The 15,904-nt window shown below is 66.5% G+C and carries 19 protein-coding genes; all 19 read right to left on the reverse strand.

The annotated features are described in order from the left end of the window. The 19 genes from rplE to ACIBST_RS10540 all read right to left on the reverse strand — a co-directional run bounded on the left by rplE (position 1) and on the right by ACIBST_RS10540 (position 15,746). Positions 1-576, reverse strand: coding sequence for a 50S ribosomal protein L5 (rplE, locus tag ACIBST_RS10450; protein ID WP_352327490.1), 576 nt, complete (start codon positions 574-576; stop codon positions 1-3). After that, positions 576-863, reverse strand: coding sequence for a 50S ribosomal protein L24 (gene rplX / locus ACIBST_RS10455; protein ID WP_352327499.1), 288 nt, complete (start codon positions 861-863; stop codon positions 576-578). The genes rplE and rplX overlap by 1 nt, the downstream gene beginning before the upstream one ends. An 8-nt stretch (positions 864-871) precedes the next feature. Beyond that, the gene (gene rplN, locus ACIBST_RS10460; RefSeq protein WP_090769698.1) at positions 872-1,243 is read right to left on the reverse strand and encodes a 50S ribosomal protein L14; all 372 of its coding nucleotides are present in this window, start codon (positions 1,241-1,243) and stop codon (positions 872-874) included. Positions 1,244-1,434: 191 nt separating this feature from the next. After that, entirely contained in the window at positions 1,435-1,728 is a 294-nt protein-coding gene (gene rpsQ, locus ACIBST_RS10465; protein WP_352327248.1) for a 30S ribosomal protein S17, read from the reverse strand. Then, a complete protein-coding gene (rpmC, locus tag ACIBST_RS10470; RefSeq protein WP_026214152.1) occupies positions 1,721-1,957 on the reverse strand; it encodes a 50S ribosomal protein L29 in 237 nt (78 codons plus the stop codon). Before rpmC ends, rpsQ begins: the two co-directional genes overlap by 8 nt. Beyond that, the gene (rplP, locus tag ACIBST_RS10475; RefSeq protein ID WP_125644673.1) at positions 1,957-2,376 is read right to left on the reverse strand and encodes a 50S ribosomal protein L16; all 420 of its coding nucleotides are present in this window, start codon (positions 2,374-2,376) and stop codon (positions 1,957-1,959) included. Before rplP ends, rpmC begins: the two co-directional genes overlap by 1 nt. 2 nt (positions 2,377-2,378) lie before the next feature. Then, a complete protein-coding gene (gene rpsC / locus ACIBST_RS10480; RefSeq protein ID WP_352327249.1) occupies positions 2,379-3,230 on the reverse strand; it encodes a 30S ribosomal protein S3 in 852 nt (283 codons plus the stop codon). Beyond that, positions 3,230-3,583 carry a 50S ribosomal protein L22 gene (gene rplV, locus ACIBST_RS10485; RefSeq protein WP_080043235.1) on the reverse strand — a complete coding sequence of 118 codons (354 nt, stop codon included), beginning with the start codon at positions 3,581-3,583 and terminating at the stop codon, positions 3,230-3,232. Before rplV ends, rpsC begins: the two co-directional genes overlap by 1 nt. 31 nt (positions 3,584-3,614) lie before the next feature. After that, positions 3,615-3,893 (reverse strand): 30S ribosomal protein S19, encoded by a 279-nt coding sequence (gene rpsS / locus ACIBST_RS10490; RefSeq protein WP_030451498.1) that lies wholly within the window; start codon positions 3,891-3,893, stop codon positions 3,615-3,617. A gap of 11 nt (positions 3,894-3,904) precedes the next feature. Beyond that, positions 3,905-4,741, reverse strand: coding sequence for a 50S ribosomal protein L2 (rplB, locus tag ACIBST_RS10495; protein ID WP_125644676.1), 837 nt, complete (start codon positions 4,739-4,741; stop codon positions 3,905-3,907). Between the two features lie 106 nt (positions 4,742-4,847). After that, the gene (gene rplW / locus ACIBST_RS10500) at positions 4,848-5,150 is read right to left on the reverse strand and encodes a 50S ribosomal protein L23 (RefSeq protein ID WP_352327250.1); all 303 of its coding nucleotides are present in this window, start codon (positions 5,148-5,150) and stop codon (positions 4,848-4,850) included. Further along, positions 5,150-5,800, reverse strand: a complete 651-nt coding sequence (gene rplD, locus ACIBST_RS10505) for a 50S ribosomal protein L4 (protein ID WP_352327251.1) — start codon at positions 5,798-5,800, stop codon at positions 5,150-5,152. The genes rplW and rplD overlap by 1 nt, the downstream gene beginning before the upstream one ends. Beyond that, on the reverse strand, positions 5,797-6,450 hold the full coding sequence (gene rplC, locus ACIBST_RS10510; RefSeq protein ID WP_138694761.1) for a 50S ribosomal protein L3: 654 nt from the start codon (positions 6,448-6,450) through the stop codon (positions 5,797-5,799). The genes rplD and rplC overlap by 4 nt, the downstream gene beginning before the upstream one ends. A 14-nt stretch (positions 6,451-6,464) precedes the next feature. Beyond that, positions 6,465-6,773, reverse strand: coding sequence for a 30S ribosomal protein S10 (rpsJ, locus tag ACIBST_RS10515; RefSeq protein ID WP_012887830.1), 309 nt, complete (start codon positions 6,771-6,773; stop codon positions 6,465-6,467). Positions 6,774-7,026: 253 nt separating this feature from the next. Beyond that, positions 7,027-8,220: an elongation factor Tu gene (gene tuf, locus ACIBST_RS10520; RefSeq protein ID WP_352327252.1), complete on the reverse strand. Its 1,194-nt coding sequence runs from the start codon at positions 8,218-8,220 to the stop codon at positions 7,027-7,029. Positions 8,221-8,329: 109 nt separating this feature from the next. Continuing rightward, positions 8,330-10,378 (reverse strand): elongation factor G, encoded by a 2,049-nt coding sequence (fusA, locus tag ACIBST_RS10525; protein ID WP_387669283.1) that lies wholly within the window; start codon positions 10,376-10,378, stop codon positions 8,330-8,332. 90 nt (positions 10,379-10,468) lie between these two features. Further along, positions 10,469-10,939, reverse strand: coding sequence for a 30S ribosomal protein S7 (gene rpsG, locus ACIBST_RS10530; protein ID WP_043623423.1), 471 nt, complete (start codon positions 10,937-10,939; stop codon positions 10,469-10,471). A gap of 2 nt (positions 10,940-10,941) precedes the next feature. Further along, positions 10,942-11,316 carry a 30S ribosomal protein S12 gene (gene rpsL, locus ACIBST_RS10535; protein ID WP_020542315.1) on the reverse strand — a complete coding sequence of 125 codons (375 nt, stop codon included), beginning with the start codon at positions 11,314-11,316 and terminating at the stop codon, positions 10,942-10,944. A 554-nt stretch (positions 11,317-11,870) separates the two neighbouring features. Further along, positions 11,871-15,746, reverse strand: a complete 3,876-nt coding sequence (locus ACIBST_RS10540; RefSeq protein WP_357982792.1) for a DNA-directed RNA polymerase subunit beta' — start codon at positions 15,744-15,746, stop codon at positions 11,871-11,873. Positions 15,747-15,904 lie beyond the last annotated feature (158 nt).

Genomic DNA, 15,904 nt, shown 5'->3' on the forward strand with positions numbered 1-15,904 from the left:
TCAGGCCTCCTTGAACGGGAAGCCGAGGAGCTTCAGCAGCGCCCGGCCCTGGTCGTCGTTCGTCGCGGTGGTCACGACCGTGATGTCCATGCCCCGCGGGCGGTCGACCTTGTCCTGGTCGACCTCGTGGAACATGACCTGCTCGGTCAGACCGAACGTGTAGTTGCCGTTGCCGTCGAACTGCTTCGGCGACAGGCCGCGGAAGTCCCGGATACGGGGCAGCGCCAGCGCCAGCAGGCGGTCGAGGAACTCCCACATGCGGTCGCCGCGCAGCGTGACGTGCGCGCCGATCGGCATGCCCTCACGCAGCTTGAACTGCGCGATGGACTTGCGCGCCCGGACGACGGCCGGCTTCTGGCCGGTGATCGCGGTGAGGTCGCGTACGGCGCCTTCGATGAGCTTGGAGTCGCGAGCCGCCTCACCGACACCCATGTTGACCTTGATCTTGGTCAGGGCCGGGATCTGCATGACGTTCTCGATGCCGAACTGCTCGCGAAGCTGGGCCGCGATCTCCTCGCGGTACTTCGTCTTGAGTCGCGGCGTCGGGCGCTCGGTCTCAGTGGTCGTGGCGGTCATCAGCTGTCCTCACCCGTCTCCTCGGCCTTGTCGGCCTTCTTGTCGGCGGGCTTCTCGTCCTTGAGCTTCTTCACGTTGGACACGTGGATGGGGCCCTCCATCGTCTGCACGCCGCCGGTCTTGGCGCCACGCGGACCCTGGAGAGACTCCTTGGTGTGCTTCTTGATCATGTTGACGCCCTCGATCACCACGCGGTCCTCGCGCGGGTACGTGGCGATGACGTGACCCTTGGCACCCTTGTCCTTGCCGGCGATGACCTGAACCAGGTCACCCTTCTTCACATGCAGCTTCGGCATTACAGCACCTCCGGGGCGAGCGAGATGATGCGCATGAACTTCTTGTCGCGCAGCTCGCGGCCGACCGGGCCGAAGATACGAGTGCCACGAGGGTCACCGCTGTCCTTGATGATGACGGCAGCGTTCTCGTCGAAGCGGATGTAGGAGCCGTCGGGCCGGCGGCGCTCCTTGACCGTGCGGACGACGACGGCCTTGACCACGTCGCCCTTCTTGACGCCCGTGCTGCCCGGCAGCGCGTCCTTGACAGTGGCGACGATGATGTCGCCGATACCGGCGTAGCGTCGGCCCGAGCCACCGAGAACACGGATGCAAAGGATCTCCTTCGCACCAGTGTTGTCGGCGACCTTGAGCCGCGACTCCTGCTGGATCACTTGAACTCCTGTTAGTCGCGCCGGTTCTCATCGCTGAGCCTGGCGGAACCTGTCGTTGTCTTGTTCCCACGGCCACAGTCCGCGAAGGGGCCGCACCGCAGGCGACGCGAGGTCCGGGAGGACCTCGCGTCCTTGGACGCCGTCATGGGGGCCCTGAGGCCCCCACGAGGCGCGGTATATCCGAGAGGGCCTTACTTGGCCTTCTCGAGGATCTCCACGACCCTCCACCGCTTGGTGGCGGAGAGGGGGCGGGTCTCCATGAGCAGCACGCGGTCGCCGACGCCGCAGGCGTTGGCCTCGTCGTGTGCCTTGTACTTGGTCGTACGGCGGATGACCTTGCCGTACAGACGGTGCTTGACGCGGTCCTCGACGGCGACGACGACGGTCTTGTCCATCTTGTCGCTGACGACCAGGCCCTCACGGACCTTGCGGAAGTTCCGCGCGTCGTTCGCCTCGGTGGTTTCGGTGGTCTCGGTCTCAGCCATCGCTCGACTCCTTCTCGACCGTGACGATGCCGAGCTCACGCTCGCGCATCACGGTGTAGATGCGGGCGATCTCGCGGCGGACGGCGCGCAGCCGCCCGTGGCTCTCCAACTGACCGGTCGCTGCCTGGAAGCGGAGGTTGAACAGCTCCTCCTTGGCTTCCTTGAGCTTCTGCACCAGGGTGTCCTGGTCCTCCACTCGCAGCTCGCCGGCGGTCAGGCCCTTAGCCATCACGCCTCACCCACTTCACGCTTAACGATCTTGCACTTCATCGGCAGCTTGTGGATCGCCCTGGTGAGGGCCTCACGCGCGACCGACTCCGCCACGCCGGACAGCTCGAACATCACGCGTCCGGGCTTGACGTTGGCGATCCACCACTCCGGCGAACCCTTACCGGAACCCATGCGGGTCTCGGCCGGCTTCTTGGTGAGCGGACGGTCGGGGTAGATGTTGATCCACACCTTGCCGCCACGGCGGATGTGACGGGTCATGGCGATACGAGCGGACTCGATCTGGCGGTTGGTCACGTAGGAGTGCTCAACAGCCTGAATGCCGAACTCGCCGAACACGACCCTGGTGCCGCCCTTGGCGGCTCCGCTGCGGTCAGGCCGGTGCTGCTTGCGGTGCTTGACCCTGCGCGGGATCAGCATGGTCAGCTCCCTTCAGCACCCGGCTGCGCAGCCGGGCCGGTCTCGGGGGCAGCGCCCGCGGGCGCGGCCGATTCGGTACGGGGGGCGCGGTCGCCACGGCCGCCGCCACGACGCGGACGGTCACCGCCGCCACGACGCGGACGGTCGCCGCCGCCACCACGACGGTCGTCACGCTCGCGACGCTGACCGGCACGAGCGCCGGCGGCAGCCGCCTCACGCTCGGCGCGGCTGGTCGGAGCCTCGCCCTTGTAGATCCAGACCTTCACGCCGATGCGGCCGAAGGTGGTACGGGCCTCGTAGAAGCCGTAGTCGATGTCCGCGCGAAGGGTGTGCAGCGGCACGCGACCCTCACGGTAGAACTCCGACCGCGACATCTCGGCGCCGCCCAGACGACCCGCGCACTGGACACGGATGCCCTTGGCGCCGGACTTCATGGCCGACTGCATCGCCTTGCGCATGGCGCGGCGGAACGAGACACGGCTGGACAGCTGCTCGGCGACGCCCTGAGCGACGAGCTGAGCGTCGATCTCCGGGTTCTTGACCTCGAGGATGTTCAGCTGGACCTGCTTCTTGGTCAGCTTCTCGAGGTCGCCGCGGATACGGTCCGCCTCGGCGCCGCGGCGGCCGATCACGATGCCCGGACGCGCGGTGTGGATGTCCACCTGCACACGGTCCGTGGTGCGCTCGATCTCGACCTTGGAGATGCCGGCCCGCTCCATGCCCTTCTGCAGCATGCGGCGGATCGCCACGTCCTCGGCGACGTACGACTTGTACAGCTTGTCGGCGTACCACCGGCTCTTGAAGTCGGTCGTGATGCCGAGGCGGAACCCGTGCGGGTTAACCTTCTGGCCCACTATCGGGTCCTTCCCTTCGGCTCGCGGGATTCCACGATCACGGTGATGTGGCTCGTCCGCTTGTTGATCCGATAGGCGCGACCCTGTGCACGCGGGCGGAACCGCTTCAGCGTCGGGCCCTCGTCGACCCAGGCGCGGCTCACGACGAGCGTGCTGGGGTCGAGGTTGAAGTTGTGCTCGGCGTTCGCCATGGCGCTGCTGAGCACCTTGTAGATCGGCTCGCTCGCCGACTGGGGAGCGAACTGCAGCACGGCCTGCGCCTCCGAAGCGGGCAGCCCGCGAATAAGGTCCACCACGCGGCGGGCCTTGAGGGGCGTGACACGGACGAACCGCGCCTGAGCCCTGGCTTCCATCGCTTACTCCTCTAAATGCTTCTGAAGGCGTCTATCGCCGGCTGCGCCGGTCTTCCTTGACGTGGCTGCGGAACGTCCGCGTGGGGGCGAACTCTCCGAGCTTGTGGCCGATCATCGACTCGGTGACGAACACCGGGACGTGCTTGCGGCCGTCGTGCACGGCGATCGTGTGCCCGAGCATGTCGGGAACGATCATGGAGCGCCGCGACCACGTCTTGATGACGTTCTTGGTGCCCTTCTCGTTCTGGGCGTCCACCTTCTTCTGAAGGTGGTCGTCCACGAAGGGACCCTTCTTAAGGCTACGTGGCATTTCGGCTGCTCCTACCGCTTCTTCCTCTTGCTCCGACGACGGATGATCAGCCGGTCGCTGGACTTGTTGGCCTGGCGGGTGCGGCCCTCGGGCTTGCCCTTGGGGTTCACCGGGTGGCGACCGCCGGACGTCTTGCCCTCACCACCACCGTGCGGGTGGTCAACGGGGTTCATGGCGACACCGCGGACGGTCGGGCGCTTGCCCTTCCACCGCATACGGCCGGCCTTGCCCCAGTTGATGTTGGCCTGCTCGGCGTTGCCGACCTGGCCGACCGACGCCCGGCAGCGCACGTCGACCATGCGCATTTCACCGGACGGCATACGCAGGGTGGCGTACTGGCCTTCCTTGGCGAGCAGCTGGATCTGGGCGCCCGCGGAACGACCGAGCTTCGCGCCGCCGCCCGGACGGAGCTCCACCGCGTGGATGAAGGTACCGGTCGGGATGTTGCGCAGCGGCAGGCAGTTGCCCGGCTTGATGTCGGCAGCGGGGCCGTTCTCGATTCGGTCGCCCTGCTTGAGGCCGGTCGGCGCGATGATGTAGCGCTTCTCACCGTCGGCGTAGTGGAGCAGAGCGATGTTGGCGGTGCGGTTGGGGTCGTACTCGATGTGAGCGACCTTCGCCGGGATGCCGTCCTTGTCATGCCTACGGAAGTCGATGATCCGGTAGGCGCGCTTGTGTCCGCCGCCCTGGTGGCGCGCGGTCACCCGGCCGTGTACGTTCCGGCCGCCCTTGCTGTGAAGGGGCGCAAGCAGCGACTTCTCGGGAGTGCTGCGGGTGATCTCGGAGAAGTCCGAGACACTCGACCCGCGGCGACCCGGAGTCGTCGGCTTGTACTTACGGATGCCCATCTTTTTCGTTCATCCTTCGTCGGTTACATGGGCGAGCCCGCCGCACCGAAGCGCGACGGTCTCGTCCCTCGCAGACCTTTCGGCCCGCTTCCTATCTATGGCGCTGCTAGCCGATCTGACCGAAGATGTCGATCCGATCGCCCTCGACCAGGCTCACGATCGCGCGCTTGGTGTCGGGACGCTTGCCGAAACCGGTGCGGGTGCGCTTGCGCTTGCCCGTCCGGTTGATGGTGTTCACGCTGGTGACCTTGACCCCGAAGATCTGCTCAACGGCGATCTTGACCTGGGTCTTGTTCGCGGTCTTCTTCACCAGGAACGTGTACTTGTTGTTCTCATCGATCAGGCCGTAGCTCTTCTCAGAGACGACCGGCTTGATGATGATGTCGCGCGGGTCGGCGATCTTCTCCATCAGGCGTCTTCCTTCCCGCCCTGGCTCAGCCGCGCGACGACCTGGTCGTACGCCTCCTGGGTGAAGACCACGTCGTCGTGCACGAGCACGTCGTAGGTGTTGAGCTGCCCGGCGTCCAGCAGGTGGACCTCGGGAGCGTTACGCAGGCTCATCCAGGTCAGCTCGTCGGCCTCGTCGACGACGACGAGCACGCGGGGAGCCTGAGTGATCTTGCGCAGGGCCTCCAGGGCAGCCTTGGTCTTGGGGGTCTCCCCCGTCACCAGCGTGCTGACCACGTGGACGCGACCGCCGCCGGCCCTGTCGGACAGGGCGCCGCGGAGCGCGGCGGCCTTCATCTTCTTGGGCGTGCGCTGCGAGTAGTCACGCGGCACGGGCCCGTGGACGGTGCCACCGCCGGTGAACTGCGGCGCGCGGGTCGAGCCCTGACGGGCGCGGCCGGTGCCCTTCTGGCGGTACGGCTTCTTGCCGCCACCGCTGACCTCGCCACGGGTCTTGGCCTTGTGGGTGCCCTGCCGGCGAGCGGCGAGCTGGGCCACGACCACCTGGTGGATCAGCGGAACGTTGACCGTCGTGCCGAAGACGTCTTCGGGCAGTTCGACGGTGCCGGCCTTGGCGCCGCTGGCGTCGAGGACGTCAATAGTGGTGCTCACTTGGCAGCCCCCTTCTTGGCAGCGGTGCGGACGAGGACCAGGCTGCCGTTCGCGCCGGGGATCGCACCCTTGATCAGGATGAGACCGTTCTCGGCGTCGACGGAGTGAACCTTGAGGCTCTGCACAGTGGTGCGGACGTTACCCATCCGACCGGCCATGCGCAGGCCCTTGAATACGCGGCCCGGGGTGGCGCAGCCACCGATGGAACCCGGCGAGCGGTGCTTGCGCTGCGTACCGTGCGACGCGCCCAGACCACCGAAGCCGTGCCGCTTCATGACACCGGCGAAGCCCTTGCCCTTGCTCTTGCCCGTCACGTCGACGAACTGGCCGGCCTCGAAGGTGTCGGCCAGCAGCTCCTGGCCCAGGGTGTAGTCGCTCGCGTCGTCGGTGCGGATCTCCGCGAAGTAACGGCGCGGGGTGATGTCGTGCTTACGCAGGTAGTCGCCGAGCGGCTTGTTGACCTTCCGGGGGTCGACCTGCCCGAAGCCGAGCTGAACGGCGGAGTAGCCGTCCTTCTCTGCGGTGCGGACCCGGGTCACCACGCACGGACCGGCCTCGACCACGGTCACCGGAACCATCCGGTTGTCCGCGTCGAAGACCTGGGTCATGCCGAGCTTCTTGCCCAGGACGCCCTTGATCGTCTTAGCCATGTCAGTGCGTTCCCTCAGAGCTTGATCGAAATGTCGACACCCGCGGGGAGGTCGAGCCGCATGAGCGAGTCAACCGTCTTGGGGGTCGGGTCGATGATGTCAATCAGCCGCTTGTGCGTGCGCATCTCGAAGTGCTCGCGGCTGTCCTTGTACTTGTGCGGCGAGCGGATGACGCAGTACACGTTCTTCTCGGTCGGCAGCGGCACCGGGCCCGCGACCTTCGCGCCAGTCCGCGTCACCGTCTCGACGATCTTCTTGGCCGAGCTGTCGATGACCTCGTGGTCATAGGCCTTAAGCCGGATGCGGATCTTCTGTCCCGCCATAGTGGCCTCGGTGTCCTTCGCTGTCGTCTGAAAAAGTATCGTGCGGCCTTGTGCCGCTGTGCTGGTGCAGGTCTGACCCTGCGTGACCCCACGAGACAGACACTGTTGATCTGTCTTTTCTTCCGTGATCCGGCAGTTACTTCGGTCACTATGGCCGAAGCGACTGCTGGATCACGGCGCTTTACGCGAGGCCCTTGACGCGGTACGGCGGTCGGCCCTGAATGTGGGGCCGACCGCCGCCCCGACGGTCGAGCTACTTGATGATCTTCACGACCCGGCCGGCGCCGACGGTGCGGCCACCCTCACGGATCGCGAACTTGAGGCCTTCCTCCATGGCGATGGGCTGGATCAGCTCAACGCGCATCTCGGTGTTGTCGCCCGGCATGACCATCTCGGTGCCCTCGGGGAGGTTCACAACACCGGTCACGTCAGTCGTACGGAAGTAGAACTGCGGGCGGTAGTTGTTGAAGAACGGCGTGTGGCGGCCGCCCTCGTCCTTGGACAGGATGTAGACCTGGCCGGTGAACTCGGTGTGCGGGGTCGTCGTGCCCGGCTTGATGATGCACTGGCCGCGCTCGACGTCGTCGCGCTTGATGCCGCGGAGCAGCAGGGCGGCGTTGTCGCCCGCGTGACCCTCGTCGAGCATCTTGTTGAACATCTCGATGCTGGTGACGGTGGTCGTCGTCTTCTCCGGCTTGATGCCGATGATGTCGACCTGCTCGTTGACCTTGACGATGCCGCGCTCGATACGACCGGTGACGACGGTGCCGCGACCGGTGATCGAGAAGACGTCCTCGACGGGCATGAGGAACGGCTTCTCCGTGTCACGGGGAGGCTCGGGGACGTTCTCGTCCACCGCGTTCATCAGCTCGATGATGCTGTCGGCCCACTTCTCGTCACCCTCGAGAGCCTTGAGGGCGGAGACGCGGACGACGGGCAGGTCGTCACCGGGGAACTCCTGCGCGGACAGGAGCTCACGGACCTCCAGCTCGACGAGCTCGAGGATCTCCTCGTCGTCGACCATGTCGGCCTTGTTCAGCGCCACGACGATGTAGGGGACGCCGACCTGGCGGGCCAGGAGGACGTGCTCCTTCGTCTGCGGCATCGGGCCGTCGGTGGCGGCGACCACGAGGATCGCGCCGTCCATCTGAGCGGCACCGGTGATCATGTTCTTCACGTAGTCGGCGTGACCGGGGCAGTCAACGTGAGCGTAGTGACGCTTCTCGGTCTGGTACTCGACGTGCGCGATGGAGATCGTAATACCGCGAGCCTTCTCCTCGGGCGCCTTGTCGATCTTGTCGAACGGGGTCGCCTTGTTGAGCTCGGGGAAACGGTCGTGAAGCACCTTGGTGATCGCCGCGGTCAGCGTGGTCTTGCCGTGGTCGATGTGTCCAATGGTGCCGATGTTCATGTGCGGCTTAGTCCGCTCGAACTTGGCCTTGCCCACTGGTTCTCTCCTTGAGAATCTGACTGACTTTCGTCTACACACTCGGGCCCGGGAGATCCCAGACCCCTAGGCGGTGGGGTGGCTCGCACCACCCCACCAGGGACCGGAACTATTCGCCCCGGGCCTTCGCGACGATCTCCTTGGCGATGCCCGGGGGCACCTCCGCGTAGGAGTCGAACTGCATGCTGTAGCTCGCGCGCCCCTGCGTCTTGCTCCGCAGGTCACCCACGTAGCCGAACATCTCAGACAGCGGCACGAGCGCCTGGACGACACGGGCGCCGGCCCGCTCGTCCATCGCCTGGATCTGCCCGCGGCGACCGTTGAGGTCACCGATGACATCACCCATGTAGTCCTCGGGCGTGGTGACCTCGACGGCCATCATCGGCTCGAGAAGAACGGCGTCCGCCTTGCGCGCGGCCTCCTTGAAGGCCATCGAGCCGGCGATCTTGAACGCCATTTCCGAGGAGTCGACGTCGTGCGCGGCACCGTCGGTCAGCGTAACCTTCACGCCCACCATCGGGTAACCGGCCAGCACGCCGAACTCGGCGGCCTCCTGCGCGCCGGCGTCGACCGAGGGGATGTACTCCCTCGGGACGCGGCCACCGGAGACCTTGTTCTGGAACTCGTAACCGTCGTTGCCCTCGCCCAGCGGCTCCAGGTCGATGATCACCCGCGCGAACTGACCCGAACCACCGGTCTGCTTCTTGTGGGTGTAGTCGACCTTCTCCACCTTGCGGCGGATGGTCTCGCGGTAGGCCACCTGCGGGCGGCCCACGTTGGCCTCGACCTTGAACTCACGACGCATACGGTCGACGAGGATCTCCAGGTGAAGCTCGCCCATGCCCCAGATGACCGTCTGACCGGTCTCCTCGTCACGACGGACCTGGAAGGACGGGTCCTCCTCGGCCAGCCGCTGGATGGCGGTGGACAGCTTCTCCTGGTCGCCCTTGGTCTTGGGCTCGATGGCGACGTTGATGACCGGAGCCGGGAACGTCATCGACTCGAGCACGACCGGGTTGGCCGGGTCGGCAAGGGTGTCGCCGGTCGTGGTGTCCTTCAGACCCATGACGGCGACGATCTGACCGGCGATCGCCTGCGGGCGCTCCTCGCGCTTGTTGGCGTGCATCTGGTAGATCTTGCCGATCCGCTCCTTCTTGCCCTTCACCGAGTTCACGACCTGTGAACCGGTGTCGAGGGTGCCGGAGTAGATGCGGATGTAGGTGAGCTTGCCCAGGTGCGGGTCGCTGGCGATCTTGAAGGCCAGCGCGGAGAACGGCTCGGCCGGGTCCGCGTGACGCTCGATCACCTTCTCCTCGTTGCCGACCGCGTAACCCTTGAACGCCGGGATGTCGGTCGGGGCGGGGAGGTAGGCGACGATCGCGTCGAGCAGGGGCTGAACGCCCTTGTTCTTGAACGCGGTGCCGCACAGCACCGGGTTGATGGCGCTGCTCAGCGTGGCGCGGCGGATGGCCGCGACCAGCTGCTCCTCGGTGGGCTCGGTGCCCTCCAGGAAGAGCTCCATCAGCTCGTCGTCGTTCTCGGCGACCGTCTCGATGAGGCGGTCACGCCACTCGCGGGCGGCGTCGGCGTGGTCGGCCGGGATGTCGACGGTGTCGTACATCTCGCCCTTGGCCGCGTCGGCGCTCCAGATGAGCCCCTTCATCTTGATGAGGTCGATGACGCCCTTGAAGTCGGCCTCGACACCCCACGGAAGCTGGATCACAGCGGGGGTCGCGCCCAGGCGGCTGACCATCATCTCGACGCAGCGGTGGAACTCCGCGCCGACACGGTCCATCTTGTTCACGAAGCAGATGCGCGGGACCTCGTACCGGTCAGCCTGCCGCCACACCGTCTCCGACTGCGGCTCGACACCGGCGACACCGTCGAACACGGCGACGGCACCGTCGAGGACGCGGAGCGAGCGCTCCACTTCGATGGTGAAGTCGACGTGACCCGGAGTGTCGATGATGTTGATGGTGTGACCGATCCACTCACAGGTCGTCGCGGCAGACGTGATCGTGATGCCGCGCTCCTGCTCCTGCTCCATCCAGTCCATGGTGGCAGCGCCCTCATGGACTTCACCGATCTTGTAGTTGATGCCGGTGTAGAACAGGATGCGCTCGGTCGTGGTGGTCTTGCCCGCGTCGATGTGGGCCATGATCCCGATGTTGCGGACCTTGGCCAGGTCAAGAGCGGTCGTAGCGGCCACTTTAACTCGCGTCCTCGTCGTCTCGTCGAACCCGCCGGGTTACCAGCGGTAGTGGGCGAAGGCCTTGTTGGACTCGGCCATCTTGTGGGTGTCCTCGCGCTTCTTGACACTCGCCCCGAGGCCGTTGCTGGCGTCGAGGAGCTCGTTCATGAGGCGCTCGGTCATGGTCTTCTCGCGGCGGGCGCGGGAGTACTGCACCAGCCAGCGCAGGGCCAGGGTGGTGCTGCGCGCGGCGCGCACCTCGACCGGCACCTGGTACGTCGCGCCACCGACACGGCGGCTGCGAACCTCGAGGGTGGGCTTGACGTTGTCAAGCGCGCGCTTGAGGGTGACGACCGGGTCGTTGCCCGTCTTCTCCCTGCAGCCTTCGAGGGCGCCGTAGACGATCGACTGCGCGATGGAGCGCTTGCCGTCGAGGAGCACCTTGTTGATCAGGGCGGTCACCAGCGGCGAGCTGTAAACCGGGTCAGACATGAGCTGACGACGGCCAGGAGAACCCTTACGAGGCATTGTTAGCTCTTCTCCTTCTTCGCGCCGTAGCGGCTGCGGGCCTGCTTGCGGTTGCGGACACCCTGGGTGTCGAGCGAACCGCGGATGATCTTGTAGCGAACACCAGGCAGGTCCTTCACACGACCGCCACGCACGAGCACGATGGAGTGCTCCTGCAGGTTGTGGCCCACACCGGGGATGTAAGCCGTGACCTCGATGCCGTTCGTGAGCCGAACGCGGGCCACCTTGCGCAGTGCCGAGTTGGGCTTCTTCGGGGTCGTGGTGTAGACGCGCTGGCACACGCCGCGCCGCTGCGGGCTCCCCTTGAGGGCAGGAGTCTTGGTCTTGGAGACCTTGTCCTGCCGGCCCTTGCGGACCAACTGCTGAATAGTGGGCACTGCCACTCCGTTTCGTGCCTTGGCCGGTGTTACGTCATTGGGTCTTGCATTTCGCAGGTTCTGCCGGTGTCATGACCTGCTGGTTTTCCTCGTCCCGGTGCCCCCGCGGTCGGGCGTGTCGCGCTATTCACACAGACACAGCCACGGAGACTTGCGAGCCTGAGAGTCCAGCCGACGCTCTCCCTATGGATATGAGCGCACAGCCGAAAGCCCGCTAGAGACGGGCACGATGCTCAAGACTACCCAGGCCCAGCCGACACGTCAAAACGGCACGGCAACGCCTGTCGGCCTCACCGCTCCGTGCCACCGGGGCCTGTCTCATCCAGCCCATCCGAAGCGCCGCGGCAATGATACCTGGCCTGGGGACCGACGTGTGCCGCTTCGCCGGGGAACCCCGCAACCGGCCCACAGGCCGTCAGGCCGGCGGACCGTCCCCCCGGGCCCGTGCCGCCCCCACAGGGCGTCTGGGACCGTCTACGGCAGCGCGTAGGGCCGCAAAAGCGCCGCGCCCGGGCCTCTGCGGAGAGAGACCCGGGCGCGGCGCCTGCGAACTGCTAGCGGTTGTACTGACCGAAGTCGTACTCCTCCAGCGGGACGGCCTCGCCGCTGCCCGTGCCGAAGGTGTAGTCGGCCGCGGAACCGTCGTAACCGCCGACGGTGTACATGGCGGCCTTGGCCTCCTCGGTCGGCTCGACCCGGATGTTGCGGTACTGGGGCATGCCCGTACCGGCCGGGATGAGCTTACCGATGATGACGTTCTCCTTCAGGCCCAGCAGCGAGTCGGACTTGGCGTGGATCGCCGCGTCCGTCAGGACCCTGGTCGTCTCCTGGAAGGAGGCCGCCGACAGCCACGACTCGGTGGCCAGCGACGCCTTCGTGATGCCCATGAGCACCGGACGGCCCGCGGCCGGCGAGCCGCTCTCGGCCACCGTCTCGCGGTTCATCTGCTCGAAGCGCGGACGCTCCACCAGCTCACCGGGCAGCAGGTCGGTGTCACCGGACTCCAGCACGTTCACGCGCTTGAGCATCTGCCGCACGATGATCTCGATGTGCTTGTCGTGGATCGACACACCCTGCGACCGGTAGACCTGCTGGACCTCGGCCACCAGGTGCAGCTGCACGGCGCGCGGGCCGAGGATGCGCAGCACCTCGTTGGGGTTGACCGCACCGGCGATCAGCTGCTGGCCGACCGTCACGCGCTGACCGTCCTGGACGAGCAGGCGCGAACGCATCGAGACCGGGTAGGCGATCTCCTCCGACCCGTCGTCGGGGGTGATGACGATCTTCCTGGTCTTGTCGGTCTCGTCGATCCTGGCCCGGCCCTCGGCCTCGGAGATCGGGGCGACACCCTTGGGGATGCGCGCCTCGAACAGCTCCGTGACACGGGGCAGACCGTGGGTGATGTCGGCGCCGGCCACACCACCGGTGTGGAACGTACGCATCGTCAGCTGCGTGCCGGGCTCACCGATCGACTGGGCGGCGATGATGCCGACCGCCTCGCCGACGTCCACGAGCTTGCCGGTGGCCAGCGAGCGGCCGTAGCAGGTCGCGCAGACACCGATCTTGGCCTCGCAGACGAGCGCGCTGCGGGTACGGACGGTCTCGACGCCGGCCTCGACCAGCTTCGTCACGTGGATGTCGTTGATGTCGACACCCGCCGGGACGATGACCTTGCCGTCGACCTCGACGTCCTCGGCCATGATGCGGCCGTGCACGTTGGACTCGGCGTTCTCCGCCTTGACCAGGTTGCCCGACGCGTCGCGCTCGCCGACGTGCAGCGGGACCGCGCGGTCGGTGCCGCAGTCGATCTCCCGCACGATGACGTCCTGGGCGACGTCCACCAGACGACGGGTCAGGTAACCCGAGTCGGCGGTGCGCAGGGCGGTGTCGGCCAGACCCTTCCGCTGACCGTGGGTGGAGATGAAGTACTCCAGCACCGACAGGCCCTCGCGGAAGGAGGCCTTGATCGGCCGCGGGATCGTCTCACCCTTGGTGTTGGACACCAGGCCACGGATGCCGGCGATCTGCCGGACCTGCATCTTGTTACCACGGGCGCCCGAGTTGACCATCATCCAGACCGGGTTGGTCGCCGGGAAGGCGTTGACCATGTCGGTCTCGACGTCGGCCGTGGCGTGGGTCCAGATCTCGATGAGCTCCTGGCGGCGCTCCTCGTCGGTGATCAGACCACGCTCGTACTCGCGCTGGACCTTGTCGGCCCGGCGCTCGTAGTTCTCCATGATGTCGGTCTTGTTCGGCGGCGCGACGACGTCCTCGATCGAGATCGTGACGCCGGAGCGGGTCGCCCAGCGGAAGCCCGCGTCCTTGAGCGCGTCGAGCGAGTTGGCGACCTCGACCTTGGGGTAGGTGTCGGCCAGCTCGTTCACGATCGTGGACAGCTGCTTCTTGCCCACCTGGAAGTTGACGAACGGGTAGCTCTCGGGGAGCGTCTGGTTGAACAGGCACCGCCCGAACGTCGTCTCCAGCCGGATCGGGTCACCCTGCTCCCAGCCCTCCGGAGCGACCCAGTCGCGCGGCGGCAGGACGTCCTTGACCCGGATCTGGATCTTCGCCTGGATCTCCAGCTCGCGGCGGTCGAAGGCCATCTGCGCCTCGGCGATCGAGCCGAACACGCGGCCCTCGCCGGTCGCGCCTTCCTTCTGGGTGGTCAGCCAGTAGAGGCCGATGACCATGTCCTGGGTGGGCATCGTCACGGGCTTGCCGTCGGCCGGCTTGAGGATGTTGTTGGTCGAGAGCATCAGGATGCGTGCCTCGGCCTGGGCCTCAGCCGACAGCGGCAGGTGCACGGCCATCTGGTCGCCGTCGAAGTCCGCGTTGAAGGCGGTGCAGACGAGCGGGTGGATCTGGATGGCCTTGCCCTCGACCAGCTGCGGCTCGAACGCCTGGATGCCCAGACGGTGGAGCGTCGGAGCGCGGTTGAGCAGCACCGGGTGCTCGGTGATGACCTCTTCGAGCACGTCCCACACGACGGGGCGGGCGCGCTCGACCATCCGCTTGGCCGACTTGATGTTCTGCGCGTGGTTGAGGTCCACGAGCCGCTTCATCACGAACGGCTTGAACAGCTCCAGCGCCATCTGCTTGGGCAGACCGCACTGGTGCAGCTTGAGCTGCGGGCCGACGACGATGACCGAACGGCCGGAGTAGTCGACTCGCTTGCCCAGCAGGTTCTGGCGGAAACGACCCTGCTTGCCCTTCAGCATGTCGCTGAGGGACTTCAGCGGCCGGTTGCCGGGGCCGGTCACCGGACGACCGCGACGGCCGTTGTCGAACAGCGCGTCGACGGCCTCCTGGAGCATCCGCTTCTCGTTGTTCACGATGATCTCGGGGGCGCCGAGGTCGAGCAGACGCTTGAGGCGGTTGTTCCGGTTGATGACCCGGCGGTACAGGTCGTTGAGGTCGGAGGTCGCGAACCGGCCACCGTCGAGCTGCACCATCGGGCGCAGGTCCGGCGGGATGACCGGGATGCAGTCGAGCACCATGCCGCGCGGCGAGTTGGTCGTGTTCAGGAACGCCGACACGACCTTGAGCCGCTTGAGGGCGCGGGCCTTCTTCTGGCCCTTGCCGCTGCGGATGGTCTCGCGCAGGTTCTCGGCCTCGGCGTCGAGGTCGAAGCTGATCAGGCGGTCCTGGATCGCCTGCGCGCCCATGCCGCCCTTGAAGTAGCGGCCGAAGCGGTCGCGCATCTCGCGGTAGAGCAGCTCGTCGCCCTCAAGGTCCTGGACCTTGAGGTTCTTGAAGCGGCTCCAGACCTCGTCGAGCCGGTCCAGCTCGCGCTGGGCACGGTCGCGGAGCTGGCGCATCTCGCGCTCGGCGCCCTCGCGGACCTTGCGCCGCTGGTCGCCCTTGGCGCCGGCGGCCTCCAGCTCGGCCAGGTCGGACTCGAGCTTCTTCTGCCTGGACTCGACGTCGGCGTCACGGCGCTGCTCGATGTGCTGCCGCTCGACGGAGATCTTCGCCTCCAGCGAGGGCAGGTCACGCTCACGCATGTCGGTGTCGACGTGCGTGATCATGTAGGCCGCGAAGTAGATGACCTTCTCCAGGTCCTTCGGGGCCAGGTCGAGCAGGTAGCCGAGGCGCGACGGCACGCCCTTGAAGTACCAGATGTGCGTGACGGGCGCGGCCAGCTCGATGTGGCCCATCCGCTCACGACGCACCTTGGCCCGGGTCACCTCGACGCCGCAGCGCTCACAGATGATGCCCTTGAACCGGACGCGCTTGTACTTGCCGCAGTAGCACTCCCAGTCGCGGGTCGGACCGAAGATCTTCTCGCAGAAGAGTCCGTCCTTTTCCGGCTTGAGAGTCCGGTAGTTGATGGTCTCGGGCTTCTTGACCTCGCCGTGCGACCACTGACGGATGTCGTCGGCGGTCGCAAGACCGATCCTGAGCTCGTCGAAGAAGTTGACGTCTAGCATTGTGTGCGATCTCCCCCTCAGACTTCTTCCACGCTGCTCGGCTCACGCCGGGACAGATCGATACCGAGTTCCTCCGCCGCGCGGAAGACGTCCTCGTCGGTGTCGCGCATCTCGATGGACATGCCGTCGCTGGAGAGCACCTCGACGTTGAGGCACAG

Source organism: Nonomuraea sp. NPDC049684, assembly GCF_044465345.1.
Taxonomy (GTDB): domain Bacteria; phylum Actinomycetota; class Actinomycetes; order Streptosporangiales; family Streptosporangiaceae; genus Nonomuraea.

Bases quoted from the DNA above. Each gene is read 5' to 3' on its own strand.
- rplE (WP_352327490.1), bottom strand. From the start codon at position 576: ATGACCGCCACGACCACTGAGACCGAGCGCCCGACGCCGCGACTCAAG.
- rpsQ (WP_352327248.1), bottom strand. From the start codon at position 1,728: ATGGCTGAGACCGAGACCACCGAAACCACCGAGGCGAACGACGCGCGG.
- rpmC (WP_026214152.1), bottom strand. From the start codon at position 1,957: ATGGCTAAGGGCCTGACCGCCGGCGAGCTGCGAGTGGAGGACCAGGAC.
- rplP (WP_125644673.1), bottom strand. From the start codon at position 2,376: ATGCTGATCCCGCGCAGGGTCAAGCACCGCAAGCAGCACCGGCCTGAC.
- rplV (WP_080043235.1), bottom strand. From the start codon at position 3,583: ATGGAAGCCAGGGCTCAGGCGCGGTTCGTCCGTGTCACGCCCCTCAAG.
- rpsS (WP_030451498.1), bottom strand. From the start codon at position 3,893: ATGCCACGTAGCCTTAAGAAGGGTCCCTTCGTGGACGACCACCTTCAG.
- rplB (WP_125644676.1), bottom strand. From the start codon at position 4,741: ATGGGCATCCGTAAGTACAAGCCGACGACTCCGGGTCGCCGCGGGTCG.
- rplW (WP_352327250.1), bottom strand. From the start codon at position 5,150: ATGGAGAAGATCGCCGACCCGCGCGACATCATCATCAAGCCGGTCGTC.
- rplC (WP_138694761.1), bottom strand. From the start codon at position 6,450: ATGGCTAAGACGATCAAGGGCGTCCTGGGCAAGAAGCTCGGCATGACC.
- rpsJ (WP_012887830.1), bottom strand. From the start codon at position 6,773: ATGGCGGGACAGAAGATCCGCATCCGGCTTAAGGCCTATGACCACGAG.
- fusA (WP_387669283.1), bottom strand. From the start codon at position 10,378: ATGGCCCACATCGACGCGGGCAAGACCACCACGACCGAGCGCATCCTG.
- rpsG (WP_043623423.1), bottom strand. From the start codon at position 10,939: ATGCCTCGTAAGGGTTCTCCTGGCCGTCGTCAGCTCATGTCTGACCCG.
- ACIBST_RS10540 (WP_357982792.1), bottom strand. From the start codon at position 15,746: ATGCTAGACGTCAACTTCTTCGACGAGCTCAGGATCGGTCTTGCGACC.